General features: G+C 60.7%; 12 protein-coding genes and 1 pseudogene. 5 read left to right on the plus strand and 8 right to left on the minus strand.

What is annotated here, in order from left to right; genetic code table 11:
• The 6 genes and pseudogenes from LN450_RS04765 to LN450_RS04785 form a co-directional block, all read right to left on the minus strand.
• Window positions 1-313 (minus strand): SymE family type I addiction module toxin (locus LN450_RS04765; protein ID WP_228884987.1); only part of this gene is annotated, 313 nt, incomplete at its 3' end.
• Window positions 314-946: 633 nt separating this feature from the next.
• On the minus strand, window positions 947-4711 hold the full coding sequence (locus LN450_RS04770) for an RHS repeat-associated core domain-containing protein (protein WP_375341715.1): 3765 nt from the start codon (window positions 4709-4711) through the stop codon (window positions 947-949).
• Between the two features lie 6 nt (window positions 4712-4717).
• Window positions 4718-5497, minus strand: a pseudogene (locus LN450_RS23330) (DUF6531 domain-containing protein); the annotation flags it as partial.
• Window positions 5498-5678: 181 nt separating this feature from the next.
• Window positions 5679-6290 (minus strand): dephospho-CoA kinase, encoded by a 612-nt coding sequence (gene coaE / locus LN450_RS04775; RefSeq protein ID WP_011348341.1) that lies wholly within the window; start codon window positions 6288-6290, stop codon window positions 5679-5681.
• 13 nt (window positions 6291-6303) lie between these two features.
• Window positions 6304-7167: a prepilin peptidase gene (locus tag LN450_RS04780; protein ID WP_008576868.1), complete on the minus strand. Its 864-nt coding sequence runs from the start codon at window positions 7165-7167 to the stop codon at window positions 6304-6306.
• A 6-nt stretch (window positions 7168-7173) separates the two neighbouring features.
• Window positions 7174-8436 (minus strand): type II secretion system F family protein, encoded by a 1263-nt coding sequence (locus LN450_RS04785; protein ID WP_011348340.1) that lies wholly within the window; start codon window positions 8434-8436, stop codon window positions 7174-7176.
• Window positions 8437-8777: 341 nt separating this feature from the next.
• Between LN450_RS04785 and LN450_RS04790 the strand changes: the two genes are divergently transcribed.
• Together LN450_RS04790 and pilB are read left to right on the plus strand one after the other, a co-directional pair.
• The gene (locus tag LN450_RS04790) at window positions 8778-9206 is read left to right on the plus strand and encodes a pilin (RefSeq protein ID WP_011348339.1); all 429 of its coding nucleotides are present in this window, start codon (window positions 8778-8780) and stop codon (window positions 9204-9206) included.
• Window positions 9207-9339: 133 nt separating this feature from the next.
• The gene (gene pilB / locus LN450_RS04795; RefSeq protein ID WP_011348338.1) at window positions 9340-11073 is read left to right on the plus strand and encodes a type IV-A pilus assembly ATPase PilB; all 1734 of its coding nucleotides are present in this window, start codon (window positions 9340-9342) and stop codon (window positions 11071-11073) included.
• A gap of 214 nt (window positions 11074-11287) precedes the next feature.
• On the opposite strand, the gene LN450_RS04800 is transcribed toward pilB, so the two are convergent.
• Complete coding sequence (locus LN450_RS04800; RefSeq protein WP_011348337.1) at window positions 11288-12742, minus strand: sigma-54-dependent transcriptional regulator; 1455 nt, start codon at window positions 12740-12742, stop codon at window positions 11288-11290.
• A 266-nt stretch (window positions 12743-13008) separates the two neighbouring features.
• Window positions 13009-14622 (minus strand): sensor histidine kinase, encoded by a 1614-nt coding sequence (locus LN450_RS04805; protein WP_011348336.1) that lies wholly within the window; start codon window positions 14620-14622, stop codon window positions 13009-13011.
• 231 nt (window positions 14623-14853) lie between these two features.
• Here LN450_RS04805 and sucC point away from each other — a divergent pair, with 231 nt between their 5' ends.
• The 3 genes from sucC (at window position 14854) to LN450_RS04820 (ending at window position 17438) form a co-directional block, all read left to right on the plus strand.
• On the plus strand, window positions 14854-16023 hold the full coding sequence (gene sucC / locus LN450_RS04810) for an ADP-forming succinate--CoA ligase subunit beta (RefSeq protein ID WP_007965356.1): 1170 nt from the start codon (window positions 14854-14856) through the stop codon (window positions 16021-16023).
• Between the two features lie 24 nt (window positions 16024-16047).
• Entirely contained in the window at window positions 16048-16923 is an 876-nt protein-coding gene (sucD, locus tag LN450_RS04815) for a succinate--CoA ligase subunit alpha (protein ID WP_011348335.1), read from the plus strand.
• A 170-nt stretch (window positions 16924-17093) separates the two neighbouring features.
• Entirely contained in the window at window positions 17094-17438 is a 345-nt protein-coding gene (locus tag LN450_RS04820) for a ribbon-helix-helix domain-containing protein (RefSeq protein ID WP_011348334.1), read from the plus strand.
• The last annotated feature ends 1 nt before the right edge of the window (window position 17439 follow it).

The following is a 17439-nucleotide window of genomic DNA, read 5'->3' on the forward strand; positions in this document are numbered from 1 at the left end:
CCAGCCACAGCCCGCGCAAGCGCAGGCTGGGAATCCGCTGGCTGTGCGGCCGGCCGGGTTCGGCCTCGTAAAACGCATAGCCCACCGTGCAACGCGTGGGCGTGCGTGGCTTGCGAGGCGGACGCTGCGGAATGTCATCTGGGTGACGGGCGGGCCGGTGGTCGAAGGCGAGGTTGTCCACATCAAACGTGGGCGAGGGCACCAGCCGCATGGGCTGCGTGTCCTTTACCGCCGTAGCTGCCCGCTTGGCGGTAGCGGTGCGTTTGGCGTTCGATTTGGACCGCTTGGCGGTTGGAGACTGTGCCCGGCTCATCGCCTCACCTCCGCTAGCACCACCGAGCGACGACGCCCACCAGCCAATACCGATGCATCTGTCATGACAACGCCTCCTTCGAAGAACAGGCACCGTCGCCGGCCGGCGACGGGATGTCGGGAGGTTAGAAACCGCTAGTAGTCGGCGGGCGTATTCCTCCCGAAGGAGTGTTGTATTAGCCGCCCTCCCGACGCAGGCATCGCGTCGGTTTGTACCTGCAGGCAGGCACAAAAAACCCACCAGTTTGACGGAGGTGGGTACCGCTACTAGAGGAGTTTCTACGCTCCTTGAGACAGAGGTTGCTACTGGTTACTTGGTATGTCAACTGTTTGACGAAAATCAGTCTTGCCTGTGTCTAGCCGCCACGGTGGCTAGACATAGGTGCTTCTGTTAGCCATTTAGTAGCAGATTTTTGCTGACATGCAGAACCAAAACGCTAGCGGAGCGATTCATAAATTACCGTAACAAGGATCATCCACGACGCGCCTGCAATTGCCATTATTAAACCTCGCTTGTCCCATGCTGATCGGAAAGGCTTTGTTTGAGGTGCAGCTAAGAACGATCCCCATCGAATTAGACCCCCTAGCCCAAGAAAAAATCCACCTGCAAGCATCGCTAGGATATAGGCCAGCTTCATTGCGCTTCACACGAACATTTTTTCTGCTGAATAACAACGGCATTGCCTGCAGCAGCACCATAAACAGTAGCGTCAAAACCGCCTTGGCTTTGATGCCATCCTATGCTCTCAGCTCCAGCGCCGAAGTTCCACCAGGCTCCGCCAATCGATATTTTTTGATACATCTGATAGCCCATGCCAAATGAAACTGATCCTCCAGAGAATTTCGCATAAGGACCGTTGAATACATCAGGGTCTGGTACATCATTTGAGTCCGTGAGTTCTACTTGCGAACCAGCCATTGAAATTGGTGTACCTAATCCAGCTGCACCTCCGACTGCCATCACATAGGCAGATGCGAGTCCGCCACCCGGACAGGGGGAAGTGACTTGATAGAAGTCTATGTTCAAGCCGAACTTTCCTGCGCCGACACCAATTCCAAAAGTAGAGCCTTTCCAAGTGGCCAAGCCATAAAAATCCATGTGGACAAAAGGACCCTGCAATGCGTATCCAAAAGTACTGATGCCACCTCTCAAGCCAAACGGATCACTCTGCCCATACCGCCCAGTAGCAGGGTCATAATCCCGGAAGTAGTTCTGATTCAACCCACTCGCCGCATCAAAGCGCTGCCCCGGGAAGCGCATATCCAACACCAACGCCGCCCCATCGCCATCCGGATCCTGATTTGGCGCGGTGTTGCCGAAGGCTTCGCCCTTCAAGCTCCACGTCCATACCGCCACATCGCGGGTTGGATCGATGACCACACGCGGGCTGCCCAGGTGATCGGGCTCGATGTAGTGCAGTTTGTTGGCGTTTGCGAGCAGGCCGACCGGTAGATCGTCCAGCCAGATCGCCTGCTGCTTGGGCGCGCCGTTGCTGTCGTAGTCGCCCAGCCAATGGCCGGCTTCATCGTAGAGCGTGTAGGTGTTGGTGGTGCCGAGGAAGCGGCGCACCTGCTCGCCTTTACCGTTGTAGCGGTAGTTCATGGTCACCGCGCCGGCGTGGCGGGCCTGGGTCATGCGGCCGGTGGTGTCGTAGGTGTACTGGCGCGCGGTGCCGCCGATGGCCGTGGTGTTGCCGGCGGCATCGTAACTGCGGGCGACGCCTGCCACGGCACTGAGACGATGGCTGTCGGTCGGATAGCTATAGATCTGCGTGGTGGTGCCGACCTTGGCGCTGAGGCGGTTGCCGGTGGCATCAACGCTGTAGCCGTCGATCAGCGTGCCGGTGCGGCCGTCCTTGAGTCCGGTCAGGCGGCCCAGGGTGTCGTAGCCCAGGCTGATTTCCGGTGTGGTGTTGCCTGCGGGCGTCAGTGCGGTGAGGTTGCCAACCGGGTCGAAGCCGAAGCCCACCTCCAGCCCGCCCGGGCGGGTGTCCTGGATCGCCTGCGGGCGGTAGTCCAGATCGTAGCGGCGGGCGAGGGTGCGGCCATTGCCGTAGGTCCAGCTGGCAGCCGGGCCGAACGGGTAGTAGCTGGCGTTGCCCAGCAGCACCTGCCGGCTGCCGCCGGCAGGGGTCACGCCGACCTCGGTAGTCTGGCCTTGCGTGTTGCGCACGTAATCGACCACCGCGCCATCTGGATAGGTCATGCGGCGCAGCTGGCCGCCGACGGTGTAGTCGTAACGCAGCGCCAGCGCGGTGCCGTTGCTGGTCTGTACCTTGCGCACCAAGTCGCCGAAGCGGTTGTAGCAGTACTGGGTGATGGCGCCGCCGTCCTGCATCTTGGTCAGGCGGCCGATGGAGAAGGTCTCACCGCTCGTGCAGGCCGTCTGCGTCACGTCGTAGGTGTAGGTGACGTTGAGGCTGGTGGTGGGGTAGGTGACCTTGGTCAGGCGATTGAGCGCGTCATAGCTGTAGGCGGTGGTGTTGCCGCGCGCGTCGGTCTGGGTGGCGCGGTTGCCGGCGCTGTCGTAGGTGTAGCGGGTGACGCCAGTGTCCGGGCTGGTGAGCTTCACCAGATCGCCGAAGCCGTTGTAGTCGTAGGTGGTGTCCAGACCCTTGGGGTCGGTGACCTTGGTCAGGTTGTCGAGTGCGTCGTATTCGAACTTGGTGTCGGCCTTGATGCCGGCGACATCCTGCAGCGTGCGCGAGAGGCGATTGAGCGGGTCGTACTCGCTCTGCGTCGCGGTTGCCAGCGCATCGGTCACTTTGGTGGCGTTGCCGTTGGCGTCGTACGCGAAGTCGGTGGGGTCGCTGGCGGCGGTGGCCTGGGTCTTGAGCTGGCCGAGCTGGTTGTACACGCGCGAGAGCGTGCGCTTCAACGTGCCGGCCGCGTCCCTGGTGTCTTCCTTGACGCGATTGCCGGCGTTGTCCAGCGTGTAGTGGACGGTGTTGCCCGTGTTGTCGGTGATATCGGTCAGCCGATGCGCCGCATCGTAGGTGAAGGCAGTGAAGGCGCCATCGGGCTGGGTGACCTGCCTGACCAGGCCGGTGGGCCAATAATCGATGCGGGTGATGCGGTCATCGGCCTCGCTGGACGCATCGGCGCCACGCACCTTGGTGGCGGTCAGCCAACCGCGCGGGTGATAGGTGTAGTCGGTGACGATGCCGTTGGCGTCCTTGATGGACAGCGGGCGGCCTGCGCCGTCGTAGGCGAGGTATTCGGTGGTTTGGCCGAGGGCGTTGGTGACTTTCCAACGGTCGCCTTTGCGGTGCGGGCAGCTGCTGGTGGAAGAAGCGCAGCCTGCGTCATCGGTCATGTAGTAGTTGAAGCGCGTAATTCGCCATTGAATGCCATCGTAGTGCTGGGCTGTCAGTTGCAACCCCGCGCGTGGGCAACCGGAACCCGCATCAACATCTGATTGTTCACAGAAGCTGCTCATATCCTTTCTGACAGTACCGGTTTTGCCATCCGTGATAGCGGAAGTCAGGATTTGTCCACGTTGGGTGAGCGTCCATTCCTGCTTGTGATGGAGGTCGCCAGCGCCAGAATAAATCGATCTGGCGACGGGAGTGGGGAGGGTGGGATGCCAGTCGACTGCAACTTTTTTTATGGTCAGGCCGTCGCGCGATGTTGTTTCCAGGGTGCGAAGCCCGCGTGCGTTGTAATCTTCATCTATCTCCGTGCCATTGAAGTACTGCTTGACATCGGCATAGCCTAAGACATCGTAGGTTTGGCTCTTGATGCTCTGCGAGGTACCGCATGCAGGACAATTGGTAGTTGCCGACGCAAATTTGGCTCGCCCGTAGCTGACGTTCATGGCAAACGAAGAGGAAGCGCCTAGCGCGCTTGTCACCGTTGCCGAGCTCTGGTCATAGGCAATCTTTGTGTCATCCACCGGATCCGAGGCTGCGCCATGATAGCTGCGTGTTCCGCGACCTGACTGATCGTATTCCCAGGATGCGAATCGGGTGCCTTGCTCATCGACGATTCCCGTCAGGGCACTGGGAAAGTTGTTGTCTTGGTAGAGATAGGATCTGACGGAGCCATCCTGCGTCGAGGCGCTTTGCAATCGGTTCTTATCATCAAACGCATACGTCAGCCTCCCCCCATCCGGCAGCGTAATAAAATCTAGGTGCCCATATTTGTACGAAAAGGCAAGACTTCGCCCATTCGCATCAGTCGCTACTGAAACTTTCCCCTCACTGTAGCGAAAGGTTATAAAATCGCCGTCAGGGTAGTCGATTTTCTGCAAGTTGCCAGCTGCATCAAACTCTTCAATGGTCTGATCGGGAGCGTGGACATGCCAGCTCACCAGCGCCCCGTCCTCCCTAACTGCCTCGAGTACGTAGCGCACGTCGCTTTCTGCATGCCATTCGCCACTTCCCACGTCCTTGAACAAATAAGAGTTGCCACTTGGTCTTGTGAGCAGAACTGTTTTTGCGCCCGATGTTAAGTTGGCTCTGATGGACCGCATGTAAGAATGCCGCCACTCAATGCCTAGCGGAGAGCCGGCATCAAGCCCAATATTTCCGCTGGTGTAAAAGCGAGCGAATTGGAGTTTGGTTGCGGGTGCAGAGAAATCTGTATCTTTCTGTATCTTAGCGCCCGTGAAAAAATTGACCGGGTTTCCTGCAGTGCAAGATCCAGATGTTGAGGCATCACACTCGTTGTTCTTGCCTGGATCGATTGGCCGGCGAATGCATGTCATGAAGTTGCTTGGATTGGGATCAAATCCAGCTGGGCATTGCCAATGTTTTGCCAGCAATGTAGGGAAATAACCGCTGCTTGAAGGTCGGCAAGTGGAATTGTCTGTGGTGCAATTATTTGCGCTTGAAAATCCAGCCGCAATATAAGGGCGAAGTTCTGGTCCCTCCGGCCCTGTGTAGCTGATAACCACTATTGACGCAGGTTGTCCATTCCATAGTCCGTTGCCTTGTCCTCCACATTGGAGGATCCGGCAGCCAGCTCCATAATTGTCAATCTCCGGATTGAGTTCACCGGGTAGTGGTGGGATTTTGCTAACTTCGAAGTCCTGAGCGAGTACAGCAGATGCGGAAAGGCAGAGCGCCGTCATTACAATAAATCTTGATACTTGTTGCAGCGCAATTCCCGTGAATCGCTTTTGAGAAATTAACAGTGAATTATTTGATTGGGTGATACATGAATTACTGCTTCGGGCATGCATTGCTCTCTTCCTTGATGGCTAAAATAATGGCTGGGGTAAGGGGTGTATTCATGCAACTATGCCCGAAGTGTCACTTGGGCGCATTGTTTGCACTCCTGCAATGCGAAAAGTAGCGTTTTTCGCCGATGCTCGTGACATGGTTTGCAACCATGGCCGCACCATCGTTGCCTACGATCAAGCGCTAATGCTCTGAAGCGGCTACCCGATAGACAACATCCAACCTGCGCGCTTCCTGCTCCAATTGTTCCGGAGTGCGGTCATTGCTAACAATATCGTCTGCGATGGCTTCTCGCTGGTCGCGCGTTGCCTGCGCGGCGATCATCCGATTCGCCAATTCGGGTGTTGCGCCATCGCGGCGCATCAGGCGCGCGTGCTGCAAGGCGGCCGGGATATCGACGACTAGGATGCGGTCCAGCCACGGGTAGGTGGCACGTCCCCCGGCCTCGGCGAGCAGCGGGATCGCCACGATGGCGTACGGTCCCCGGGCAGCCAGTGCTGCACGACGCAGTTCGGCGCGGATGGCGGGGTGAGTGATGGCTTCGAGCGCCTTCCGTTGAACTGGATCGGCAAAGACAATTTGACGCAAGGCCTGTCGGTCCAGCATGCCATCCGGCAACAAGATGGCGCGCCCGAAGCGATGGGCGATGGCATCAAGAATGGGGCCGGGCTCCACGACCTGCCGCGCCACCACATCGGCATCAATGACCGGTATACCCAGCTTCTCGAACTCCGCGGCTAGCGCGCTCTTGCCGGAGGCGATGCCACCAGTGAGGCCGACGATGAAGTCGCTCATCGCCGTGCCCCGGTCAACGCAGGCCTGCGAAGTGCAGATAGCCGTCCACCAGATCGTTGCCCCAGAAGAACACCACCCAGCCGGCGATGGCCAGGTAGGGGCCGAACGGGATCGGGGTGGCGCGGTCGCGACCCTTGGCCACCAGCCAGATCGAGCCGAGGATGGCGCCGACCAGCGAGGAGATCAGGATGATGGGCAGGATGCCTTTCAGCCCGCACCAGGCGCCGAGCGCGGCCAGTAGCTTGAAATCGCCATGGCCCATGCCTTCCTTACCGGTGAGCTGCTTGAACAACCACCAGACCGTCCATAGCGACACATAGCCAACCGCCGCGCCCAATAGGGCGGGCTTGGCCGGCATGTAGAGGTTGTCCATCGAGCCGACCAGGCCCAGCCACATCAGCGGCAGAGTCAGCTGGTCAGGCAGCAGCTTGTGCCGTAGGTCGATGCCGGACATCGCCACCAGGAAGCAGCTCAACACGATCGCGCCGAAGCCCTGCCAGCCAAAGCCGAAGCGCCACACGCTGGCGACGCACAGGATCGAGGTGAGCAACTCGACCAATGGATATTGAATCGAGATCGGCTTGCCGCTGTAGCGCGACTTGCCGCGCAGCATGACCCAGCTCAGGACCGGAATGTTTTCCCACCACTTGAGCTTGTCGCCTGTCACCGGGTCGTGCGACGGCTCCACCACGATCCCGGGCGGCGGCGGCTCGTAGATATCCGGCAGTTCCAAAATCTCGCGCGCATCCCGCCGCCACTGCCACTCCATGCGCTTGGGCAAGCGCAGGATTACCACGTTCAGGAAGCTGCCGATCAGCAGTCCCAGTCCGGCCGCGGCAGGAAAGCCGAGGCCGGGATGCTGGTCGAGAAATGCCATTACGTCTTATCCAACCACTGCGCCGAGTTTGAAGATCGGAAGATACATGCCGATGACCATGCCGCCTACGACAACACCGATGAAGACCATAATCATGGGCTCGAGCAGACTGCTAAGTGCATCCACTGCATTATTGACCTCCTGTTCAAAGTATTCAGCAACTTTGAAGAGCATTGCATCAAGCGCGCCGGCTTCCTCACCAATCGCAGTCATTTGAATAACCATGTGTGGAAACAGGTTCACCTGTTTCATCGCCATGTTGACAGGGTATCCCACGGATACGTCGTCACGCATGCGGAGTACAGCATCTTCGTAAACGCGGTTCCCAGTGGCGCCCGCAACAATGCCTAATGCCTCTACCAGTGGGACGCCGGCTTTGAAGGTAACAGCGGTGGTACGCGCGAAACGCGCAATCGAACTGTTATGCATGATTTGACCTATGACAGGCACTCTCAATATAAGCCTATCCATAGTGTGCTGCATGCTTGGCGAACGCTTATAAGCAAAGACAAATCCGACGATGGCGCCTGCTATGACGAAGAACATAATCCACCAATAGCTCACCATGAAGCGTGAGGCTCCCACAATCATTTGAGTAAAAGCAGGTAGCTCGGCACCAAAACCTTTAAAAACCTCCTCAAATTGAGGGACGACAAAGATGAGGAGGATGGCACTGACAATCAGGGCGACTGCAATAACCATGGCTGGATAAAATAGGGCCTTTTTGATCTTGCCCTTTAGTGCTTCTATATTTTCTTTGTAAGTGGCAACCGTATCTAGCACTGTCTCCAGGACGCCTGCACCCTCACCTGCTCTTACAAGGTTTCGGTAGAGCTCGTCAAACTGAACCGGATGTCTGCTGATTGATTCGTAAAGGGAGGAGCCTCCCTCGATATCCGTTCTCACTTGACCCACCATCTTTTTCATCCGCGGGTTTTTGTGACCCTCACCGATGATCTCGAGCGAGCCTACAATCGGCACCCCCGATTTCATCATGGTCGCCATCTGGCGGCTGAAAAAAGCGATGTCTTTTGGCGTGATTTTCTTGCCTGCAGCACCGAACAGCGGCTTAGGCTTAAGCTTGACTATCGATGGATTGATACCCTGGCGGCGAAGCTCCGCCCGCAACATGTTCATGTTGCGAGCAGTCTGTTCGCCTTTCATCTTGATCCCGCGTTTGTCAGTTCCTTCCCAAAGGAACAGCTGTAGCTGTTGAACGGTGCTACGATCCGCAGTTTGCTTCTTGATGGCGTTGCGTGCGACAGACATTTCGAATTCCCCCATCGGCCATCCCCAGGCCGGAGCTAGCAGCATGATAGCGCGTTTGAGCAGACCGGGCATTTGGTCATGAAGGAGAAGTGTGGGCCTCAGGATGTGCATCAAATGGGGCTGAAAGTGACAGGGAGCGTCACTTTGCATGGGGGGTCGCAATTATGGAAATTCACGCTTCCAATCCCCAGAACGTCTGCAATCATTGCTCTCAGGGATACATCTGGGGTTGGTGCGAAGTTGGCACGTAACCTGCTTGATCCCACTTGCACGACCACCGCGGACCGGTTCCAACACACCTACGTCCGCCTCGATTACCACAACCTCTTGGGGATGCATCTATGAAGAAGCAAAACGGCTTTACCCTTATCGAACTGATGATCGTTGTCGCGATCATCGCAATCCTTGCCGCCATCGCGTTGCCGGCCTACCAGGACTACACCGTTCGCGGCCGCGTCTCTGAAGCGATGGTTGCCGCGTCTGCCGCCAAGACGGTGGTGGCCGAAAATGCCGCCAACGGCTCTGCCCTGAATAGCGGGTGGACCGCTCCTACGGCGACCAATAATGTTGCCAGCGTAGCCGTTGCTGCCGCTACGGGCAATATTACTGTGACCACTACCGATAAGGCCGGCGGCGGCACGATCATTTTTGCTCCCACCGCTAACGGCGCTGCGCTGACTTCCGGCACCGTTCCTACCGATCGCATTTCGTGGGATTGCAAGGGTGGCACCTTGGTTGCCAAGTACCGTCCGGCTGAATGCCGTACCTAATCTGCTGATTTGTATCGCAGCTACAGCTAAGCTATTTGCCAAGCCCGCAGATGCGGGCTTGGTTTTTTGTCTTTCTGTTGGCGAAAAGATAGGAAGTAGTAAAGTACTGTTACTCTAAATTGGGAAGATTGGGATGAGTGCAGTCGCGGCGAACTTAGTGGGAATTACAGGCATTGCACGTCGTTTGGTGCAGGATGGAGCACTGGATGAGGCAAGTGCCCGTACCGCAATGGACCAAGCCGCGGCGGCGAAGGTTCCGCTTCCCCAATGGTTCTCCGAGAAAAAGCTGGTTTCAGCGTCTCAATTGGCCGCTGCCAACGCAGTCGAGTTCGGCATGCCGCTGCTCGATGTTTCTGCATTCGACGCCAGCCAGAACGCAGTAAAGCTCGTCAGTGAGGAGCTGCTCCAGAAGCACCAGGTGCTGCCGCTGTTCAAGCGCGGCAACCGGTTGTTCGTGGGGGTGAGCAATCCGACCCAGACCCGGGCGCTGGACGACATCAAGTTCCATACGAACTTGGTGGTCGAGGCCATTCTTGTCGACGAGGATCAGATCCGCCGGACGCTCGAACAGTGGCAGGCCAGCAACGCGTCGTTGGGTTCGTCGCTTGGCAACGACGACGAGGAAATGGGGGATCTGGACGTCTCGGCCGGCGACGAGGACATGGGCGCCGGCGGGGATTCCGGGGTCGATGCCAAGGGCGACGACACGCCGGTGGTGAAGTTCGTCAACAAGGTGCTGGTGGATGCGATCCGGCGGGGAGCCTCGGACATCCATTTCGAGCCGTATGAAGACGACTACCGGGTGCGCTTGCGCATCGATGGCCTGTTGAAGAACGTGGCCAAGGCGCCGGTGAAGCTGAACCAGCGCATCGCAGCGCGGTTGAAGGTGATGTCGCAGCTGGATATCGCCGAGAAGCGGGTGCCGCAGGACGGGCGCATCAAGCTCAACCTGTCCAAGACCAAGCAGATCGACTTCCGTGTCAGCACCTTGCCGACCCTGTTCGGAGAGAAGGTGGTGCTGCGTATCCTGGACGGCAGCGCGGCCAAGCTGGGCATCGACAAGCTGGGCTACGAGCCGGACCAGCAGAAGCTGTTCCTGGAAGCGATCCACAAGCCCTATGGCATGGTGCTGGTGACCGGGCCGACCGGCTCGGGCAAGACGGTGTCGTTGTACACGGCGCTGGGCATCCTCAACGACGAGACACGCAATATCTCCACCGCGGAGGACCCGGTCGAAATCCGCCTGCCTGGCGTCAATCAGGTACAGCAGAACAACAAGCGTGGCATGACCTTTGCAGCAGCGCTGCGCTCGTTCCTGCGTCAGGACCCGGACATCATCATGGTCGGCGAAATCCGTGACCTGGAGACGGCCGAGATTGCGATCAAGGCGGCGCAGACCGGTCACATGGTGTTGTCGACGTTGCACACCAACGATGCGCCGCAGACCATCGCACGCTTGATGAACATGGGCATCGCGCCCTACAACATTACCTCGTCGGTGACCTTGGTGATCGCGCAACGTCTGGCGCGGCGGTTGTGCAACAACTGCAAGCGCAAGTCGACGCTGCCTGACAACGCCTTGCTGGCCGAAGGATTCACCCCCGCACAGCTTGCTGCCGGGATCGAGCTGTATGAGGCGGTCGGTTGCGACGAGTGCACCGAAGGCTACAAGGGGCGTACCGGTATCTACCAGGTCATGCCGATGACCGACGAGATCGGCGCGATCGTGCTGGAGGGCGGCAATGCGATGCAGATTGCCGAGGCCGCGCAGGCGATCGGTATCCGCGATTTGCGGCAGTCGGCCTTGATGAAGGCTGCGCAGGGGGTGACCAGCCTGGCCGAGATCAATCGGGTGACCAAGGACTAAGGGCTGGGAATCGGGATTGGGGAATCGAAAAGCCTGGGAACTCTACGTCCCAGGCCTTTTTGTTTGGACAGCTGGGCCAAGGATTGCAGCGGGCCACCGCAAGATGATGCGTGAGCCAATCCATAGCGGCGTCTCCCGCGAGAACCATCGCAGCCGGCGACTGCGCTTTTACGATTCCCCAATCCCGATTCCCCACTCCCGATTTCCGGCTCTTCTACTCCATCCCCAGCTTCTTCAACTTGTAACGCAGCGCGCGAAACGTGATGCCCAGCTGCGCCGCAGTCTTGGTCTTGTTCCAGCGGTTTTCTTCCAGCGCCTTCTGAATCGCGGCGCGCTCCAATTGCTCGATGTAGGACGGCAGCGCGGCTGAGGCCGGGTCGATGTCCACGACGGCTTCGCGCGGTTCGGCCGCGGCACCTCCGTTAGGGACGGCCAGACGGTGGCCGCCGTGAGCGGGCAGGCGCAGGTCGGTGGCGCTGATCTGGTCGTCTTCGGCCAGGGCCAGGGCGCGTTCGAGGATGTTTTCCAGTTCGCGCACGTTGCCTGGGAAGCCGTAGTGATTCAATGCGTCGAGCGCCGACTGGGTCAGCAGCGGAATGGGGCGGCCATGGCTGTGCGCCAGGCGCGCGATGATGGCAGCGGCCAGCTGCGGCAGGTCGCCACCGCGTTCGCGCAGCGGCGGCACACGCAACTCGATTACGTTGATGCGGTAGTACAGGTCATGCCGAAAGCGGCCGTCGGAGACCAGGTCGCCCAGGTCCTTGTGGGTGGCCGAGAGGATGCGCACATCCACCAGCGATTCGCTGGATGCGCCGACCGGTCGCACCGACTTTTCCTGGATGGCGCGCAGCAGCTTGACCTGCATCTGCAACGGCAATTCGGCCACTTCGTCCAGGAACAAGGTGCCGCCGTGCGCGGCCTGGAACAGGCCGGGCTTGTCGGCATGCGCGCCGGTGAAGCTGCCCTTCTTGTGGCCGAAGAATTCGCTTTCCATCAATTCGGCGGGAATGGCGCCGCAGTTGACCGGCACGAACGGGCCGGCGGCGCGTGCGCCTTGTTCGTGGATGGTGCGTGCGACCAGTTCCTTGCCCACGCCGGATTCGCCGACGATGTAGACCGGCGCCTGGCTGCGCGCGACCTTGCCGATGGTGGCGCGCAGGCTTTCCATGGCACTGGAGTCCCCGAGCAGGCGGCTGGCCTGTTCCGGTGGCGGCGGTGGCGGAGCGGGACGGTCGCGATTGTTCAATTCCAGCGCGTGCTTGACCAGACCGCGCAGCACGCCGATGTCGACCGGCTTGCTGACGAAATCGAAGGCGCCGGCTTTCAGTGCTTCCACGGCCAGGTCCATGCTGCCGAAGGCGGTGATCATCGCCACCGGTGTCTGCGGGTAGTGTTTTGCGATTTCGGTGACCAGTTCGATGCCGTTGCCGTCCGGCAACCGCATGTCGGTCAGGCACAGATCGTAGGGGTTGTTGGCCAGCAACTCGCGCGCCTCGGCCAGGTTCGCCGCGGTGCTGATGCGCAAGCCCATGCGGCCCAGGGTGAGAACAAGCAACTCGCGGATATCACGCTCGTCATCGACAACCAGGGCGCTTTTGGGTTCGTTCATGGGACGCACGATAGCCCAGCGTGATGATGGTCGACAATTGTCGAGCAGGTCGCGGCCCACCGATTCACCTGCTGCGCGGGTGCATCACTGCGGCATTCAGCGCGTTTGCAAGGCGCCGATGCCAGTCGGCGATGTGGGGCTATCGATGGGCTGCGTTGCCAAACGCGTCTGCCTCCGAAAGCCTTGCTGGCGTAAGCCCGCACGACCCGCAGCCAGGCACAGCGTTGGTTTGCGTCTTCGCCAGTTGCAACGTTCTGCTATCGAACAAGTGCCGCGCTGCGCGATATCGCCACATCAGGCATCCCGCTCAGCCGATAGCCGAGCACTCACTTGCCGAGCAATCCGTTGGGTCCTTGCAACGAAATCCGGAAGCACGCACCGCCGCCGGGGACCGCGACATAGTCCAGTTGCGCCTGGTTGGCGCGGCAGAGTTCCTGGGCGATGTACAGCCCCAGGCCGGTGCCGTGCTCGGAGGTGGTGTAGAACGGGCGGAACAGTTGCGCCGCCACGGCCTCCGGGATGCCTGGGCCGCGGTCGATCACATCGATCACAGCCATGCGCTCGAGGCGCTCGACGTGCAGCTTGACCCGCGCCGGTTCGTCCATCACCCGGCCGTACTTGAGTGCGTTGTGCACCAGCGCGGTGAGGATCTGATGCAGGTGCTTGGGGTCGACCAACGCATGCACGGAGCTCCCCTGGATGCTGGCCTCCAGGATGTCGGTTTCCATCGACAAGGTCTGGCGATATTCGACCACGAAGCGGCGCACGAATGCGGCCAGGTCCAGGTTGTCCGGGGTGGCGCGTTCCCGGCGCGCCAGTGCGAGCACGCTTTCGACGATGCCGTTGGTGCGCTGACATTGCTGGTGGATGATCTGCAGCAGGCGGCGGTCGGCATCGCCGATGTCCGGCGATTCTTCCAGCAACTGCGAGGCGTAGCTGATGGCGGCCAGCGGGTTGCGGATCTCGTGCGCCAGGCTGGCCGAGAAGCGTCCCATGGCCGACAGGGTCAGCGACTCGGCACGGCGCGACACCACCGTGGCATCGTCCAGAAACACCAGCACCAGATCGCTGTCGGCGAGCAGGCGCACGAAGCGCGGCTGCACCTCCGGGCGGTCGGCGCCGAGTTGCAGCGGGGCTTCTTCCTGGCGCCAGCCGCTACGCCAGCGCTGCAGCCGGCGCGCCAGCTCCGGGGTGAGCGCCACCAGCGACAGGTCGGTGGACGGGGTGCGTTGGTCGCCATCGCCCAGCAAGCTCAGCGCCGCTTCGTTGGCCAACGAGATGTGGTTGTGGGTATCCACCACCAGCACGCCGGTGCGCATGCGCCGGATGATCAGCTCGTTGATCTCGTACAGATTGGCGACCTGGGCGCCGCGTTCTTCGGCCAGCATCTGGTTGCGACGGGCGCGGGCGGCGATTTGTTCGCAGATGAAGGCCACCGCGACGTAGCTGGTGGCAAACATCGCAAGCTCGGCCACCGGACGAGTGGCGCCGCCGCCTTCGAGCAGGGTCCACAGGTATTCCAGCAGGATGGCGGCGCTGGCGAGCACCGCGATGCTCATGCCGTAGCGCAGCCGCAACAGGATCGAGGCGGCCGCCACGTTGAACAGCAGCATCATCGCAATCCCGGCGCTGGCACCGGGCAGGGCGTGCGTGGCCAGGGTGGCGGCAAGGATGTCGGCCACTACCGCGCACAGCACGGTGGGGGTGAGGCGGCGTTCGCCGCGGCCCCAGAACAGCAGCGGGATCGCCATGCACAGGTAGCCGATCGCCACGCCGGCGGCCAGGCGCGGGTAGCGCGGCTCGGGGATGGCGTCGGACAAGGGGCTGAACACCAGCGCGGCGATCAGGCCGGCCACCAGCACCCGGTACAACGAGAAAAAGTACAGCTCGCGCTGCGGCGCGGACTGGAGCCGGGCGATGAGCGATGCGATGGATGCCAAGCCGATTCCCCGCTGGAGCGAGCCGCGAGTATAGGCAGGTGCGCGGCCTGCGCAGCGCTTGCGCACAGAGTCGGCCTGCGCGCAAGCGCTGCGATCGGGCGGCCAATCCCGGGCAATTTTGCGCCGCACGGCGTGGTCGGCCACAATAGGCGGCCCGTTCGCGTCCCATGACGTGCCGCCCCGGCGGTCTGCGTTGCACGCAGCGGTCGTTTCCTTTTCCCACGGTGACGCATGAATTTCCACGAATACCAGTCAAAACAGCTGCTTGCCGAGTACGGCATCCCCGTTCCGGCCGGCAAGGTCGCGGCGACCCCGGACGAAGCGGTTGAAGTCGCCAATTCCCTGGGCAATGGCCCCTGGATGGTGAAGGCGCAGATCCACGCGGGCGGCCGCGGTAAGGCTGGCGGCGTCAAGTTCTGCAAGACCACCGACGACGTGAAGGCCGCAGCCGCCAAGATGCTCGGCACCAAGATGTCCACCTACCAGACCGCCGGCGTCGAGCTGCCGATCAACCTGGTGCTGGTCACCACGGCCGGTGAGATCGTCAAGGAGCTGTACCTGTCGATCCTGGTCGACCGCGGCACCAAGACCATCACATACATCGCCTCTTCCGAAGGCGGCGTGGAGATCGAGCAGGTCGCTGCCGAGACGCCGGAGCTGATCCACGCGCTCAACGTCGATTTCGTCGAAGGCGTGCAGGGCTACCACGGCCGCGATTTCGGCTTCAAGCTCGGCCTCAACGCCAAGCAGGCCGGCCAGTTCGCCAGCATCATGGTGAACCTGTATCGCCTGTTCAACGAAAAGGACCTGGCGCTGGTTGAAATCAACCCGCTGGCGATCCTGGACGACGGCAACCTGTACGCGCTGGACGGCAAGTTCGACAGCGACGACAACGCCGCGTTCCGTCAGAAGCAGCTGGTCGCCATGCGCGACAAGACGCAGGAAGACGAGACCGAAGTGACCGCGTCGGAGCTGGACATCAACTACGTCACCATGGACGGCAACATCGGTTGCATGGTCAACGGCGCAGGCCTGGCCATGGCCACCATGGACGTGATCAAGCTCAATGGCGGTGAGCCGGCGAACTTCCTGGACGTGGGTGGCGGTGCGAACAAGCAGCGCGTCATCGAAGCGTTCAAGCTGATCCTGTCCTCGGACAAGGTCGAAGGCATCTTCGTCAACATCTTCGGCGGCATCGTCCGCTGCGACATGATCGCCGAAGGCATCATCGCCGCGGTCAAGGAAGTGGGCGTCAAGGTTCCGGTCGTGGTGCGCCTGGAAGGCACCAACGTGGAAGAAGGCAAGCAGCTGCTGCGCGATAGCGGCATGGCCATCATCCCGGCCGACAACATCAACGACGGCGCCAAGAAAGTCGTTGAAGCTGTCAAGAACGCCGCCTGATCCACGATACCGAAGGAACTATCCATGTCCGTTTTGATTAACAAGAACACCAAGGTGATCGTGCAGGGCTTTACCGGCCAGCAGGGCACCTTCCACGCCACTCAGATGGTCGAGTACGGCACCCAGGTCGTCGGCGGCGTGACGCCCGGCAAGGGCGGCACCACCCACATCAATCTGCCGGTGTTCAACACCGTGGCCGATGCGGTCCAGGCCACCGGCGCCGACGCCTCGGTGATCTACGTGCCGCCGCCGTACGCGGCCGATGCGATTCTGGAAGCGGCTGCGGCCGGCATCAAGGTCATCGTCTGCATCACCGAGGGCATCCCGGTGCTGGACATGCTGCGCGTCAAGAACGTGCTGACCCGTTCGCATCCGGACACCGTGCTGATCGGGCCGAACTGCCCCGGCGTGATTACCCCGGGCGAGTGCAAGATCGGCATCATGCCGGGCCACATCCACAAGCCGGGCAAGATCGGCATCGTGTCGCGTTCGGGCACGCTGACCTATGAAGCGGTCAAGCAGACCACCGAAGTGGGCCTGGGCCAGAGCACCTGCATCGGCATCGGTGGCGACCCGATCAACGGCCTGAACTTCGTCGACTGCTTCAAGCTGTTCAACGAAGACCCGCAGACCGAAGGCATCATCATGGTGGGTGAAATCGGTGGCGACGCCGAGGAAGCCGGTGCCGAGTACATCAAGAACCACGTCAAGAAGCCGGTTGTCGGCTTCATCGCCGGTGCCTCCGCGCCGGCCGGCAAGCGCATGGGCCATGCCGGTGCGATCGCGTCCGGTGGCAAGGGCACGGCCGAAGGCAAGTTCGCGGCGATGGAAGCCGCCGGCGTCAAGACCGTCCGCTCGCCGGGCGATCTGGGTGCGGCGATTGCGGCGCTGGTGAAGTAAGTCTTACCAGTGTGGTGTCGCAGAAAGCCGCCTTCGGGCGGCTTTCTGCGTTTACGGGGATGCCTGATGCAGATAGCAGGGATTGCGCACTGCACGACGCACGCTGGGCCGACTGTTCCGCTCCATGCCTATGTCGATGCTAAAGCCCTGAATTGCACAAGGAGCGTGTCATGCAAAGTGTGTCACAAGTGTGCTACTTTGGGTCTGCCATTCGGTCCCCCGAGGTTGCCATGTCCACGACCACCATCCGTCTGCCCGACGAACTGAAAGCGCGTGTCGCCAGGGCGGCGAAAGATGCCGGAACCACGGCGCACGGCTTTATCGTCGACGCCATCGCGGAAAAAATCGATGCATACGAGCGCCGCACAGCATTTCATGCCGAGGCGCAGCAACGCTGGGCTGCCATCCAGGAGGGCGCCAACACGCTGTCCTGGGCGGACGTACGCAAGTACATGCAGCAACTTGCCGACGGAGACGACCCCGCGCCACCGGTGGCCAGCGCCGTCGAGCGCTGAC

The organism is Xanthomonas euvesicatoria pv. euvesicatoria, assembly GCF_020880415.1.
Lineage (GTDB): Bacteria > Pseudomonadota > Gammaproteobacteria > Xanthomonadales > Xanthomonadaceae > Xanthomonas > Xanthomonas euvesicatoria.

What these genes read in the sequence shown, in the direction of transcription:
- coaE (WP_011348341.1), bottom strand. Translation starts at nt 6,290, where the DNA reads ATGAGCGACTTCATCGTCGGCCTCACTGGTGGCATCGCCTCCGGCAAG.
- LN450_RS04780 (WP_008576868.1), bottom strand. Translation starts at nt 7,167, where the DNA reads ATGGCATTTCTCGACCAGCATCCCGGCCTCGGCTTTCCTGCCGCGGCC.
- LN450_RS04785 (WP_011348340.1), bottom strand. Translation starts at nt 8,436, where the DNA reads ATGTCTGTCGCACGCAACGCCATCAAGAAGCAAACTGCGGATCGTAGC.
- LN450_RS04790 (WP_011348339.1), top strand. Translation starts at nt 8,778, where the DNA reads ATGAAGAAGCAAAACGGCTTTACCCTTATCGAACTGATGATCGTTGTC.
- pilB (WP_011348338.1), top strand. Translation starts at nt 9,340, where the DNA reads ATGAGTGCAGTCGCGGCGAACTTAGTGGGAATTACAGGCATTGCACGT.
- sucC (WP_007965356.1), top strand. Translation starts at nt 14,854, where the DNA reads ATGAATTTCCACGAATACCAGTCAAAACAGCTGCTTGCCGAGTACGGC.
- sucD (WP_011348335.1), top strand. Translation starts at nt 16,048, where the DNA reads ATGTCCGTTTTGATTAACAAGAACACCAAGGTGATCGTGCAGGGCTTT.
- LN450_RS04820 (WP_011348334.1), top strand. Translation starts at nt 17,094, where the DNA reads ATGCAAAGTGTGTCACAAGTGTGCTACTTTGGGTCTGCCATTCGGTCC.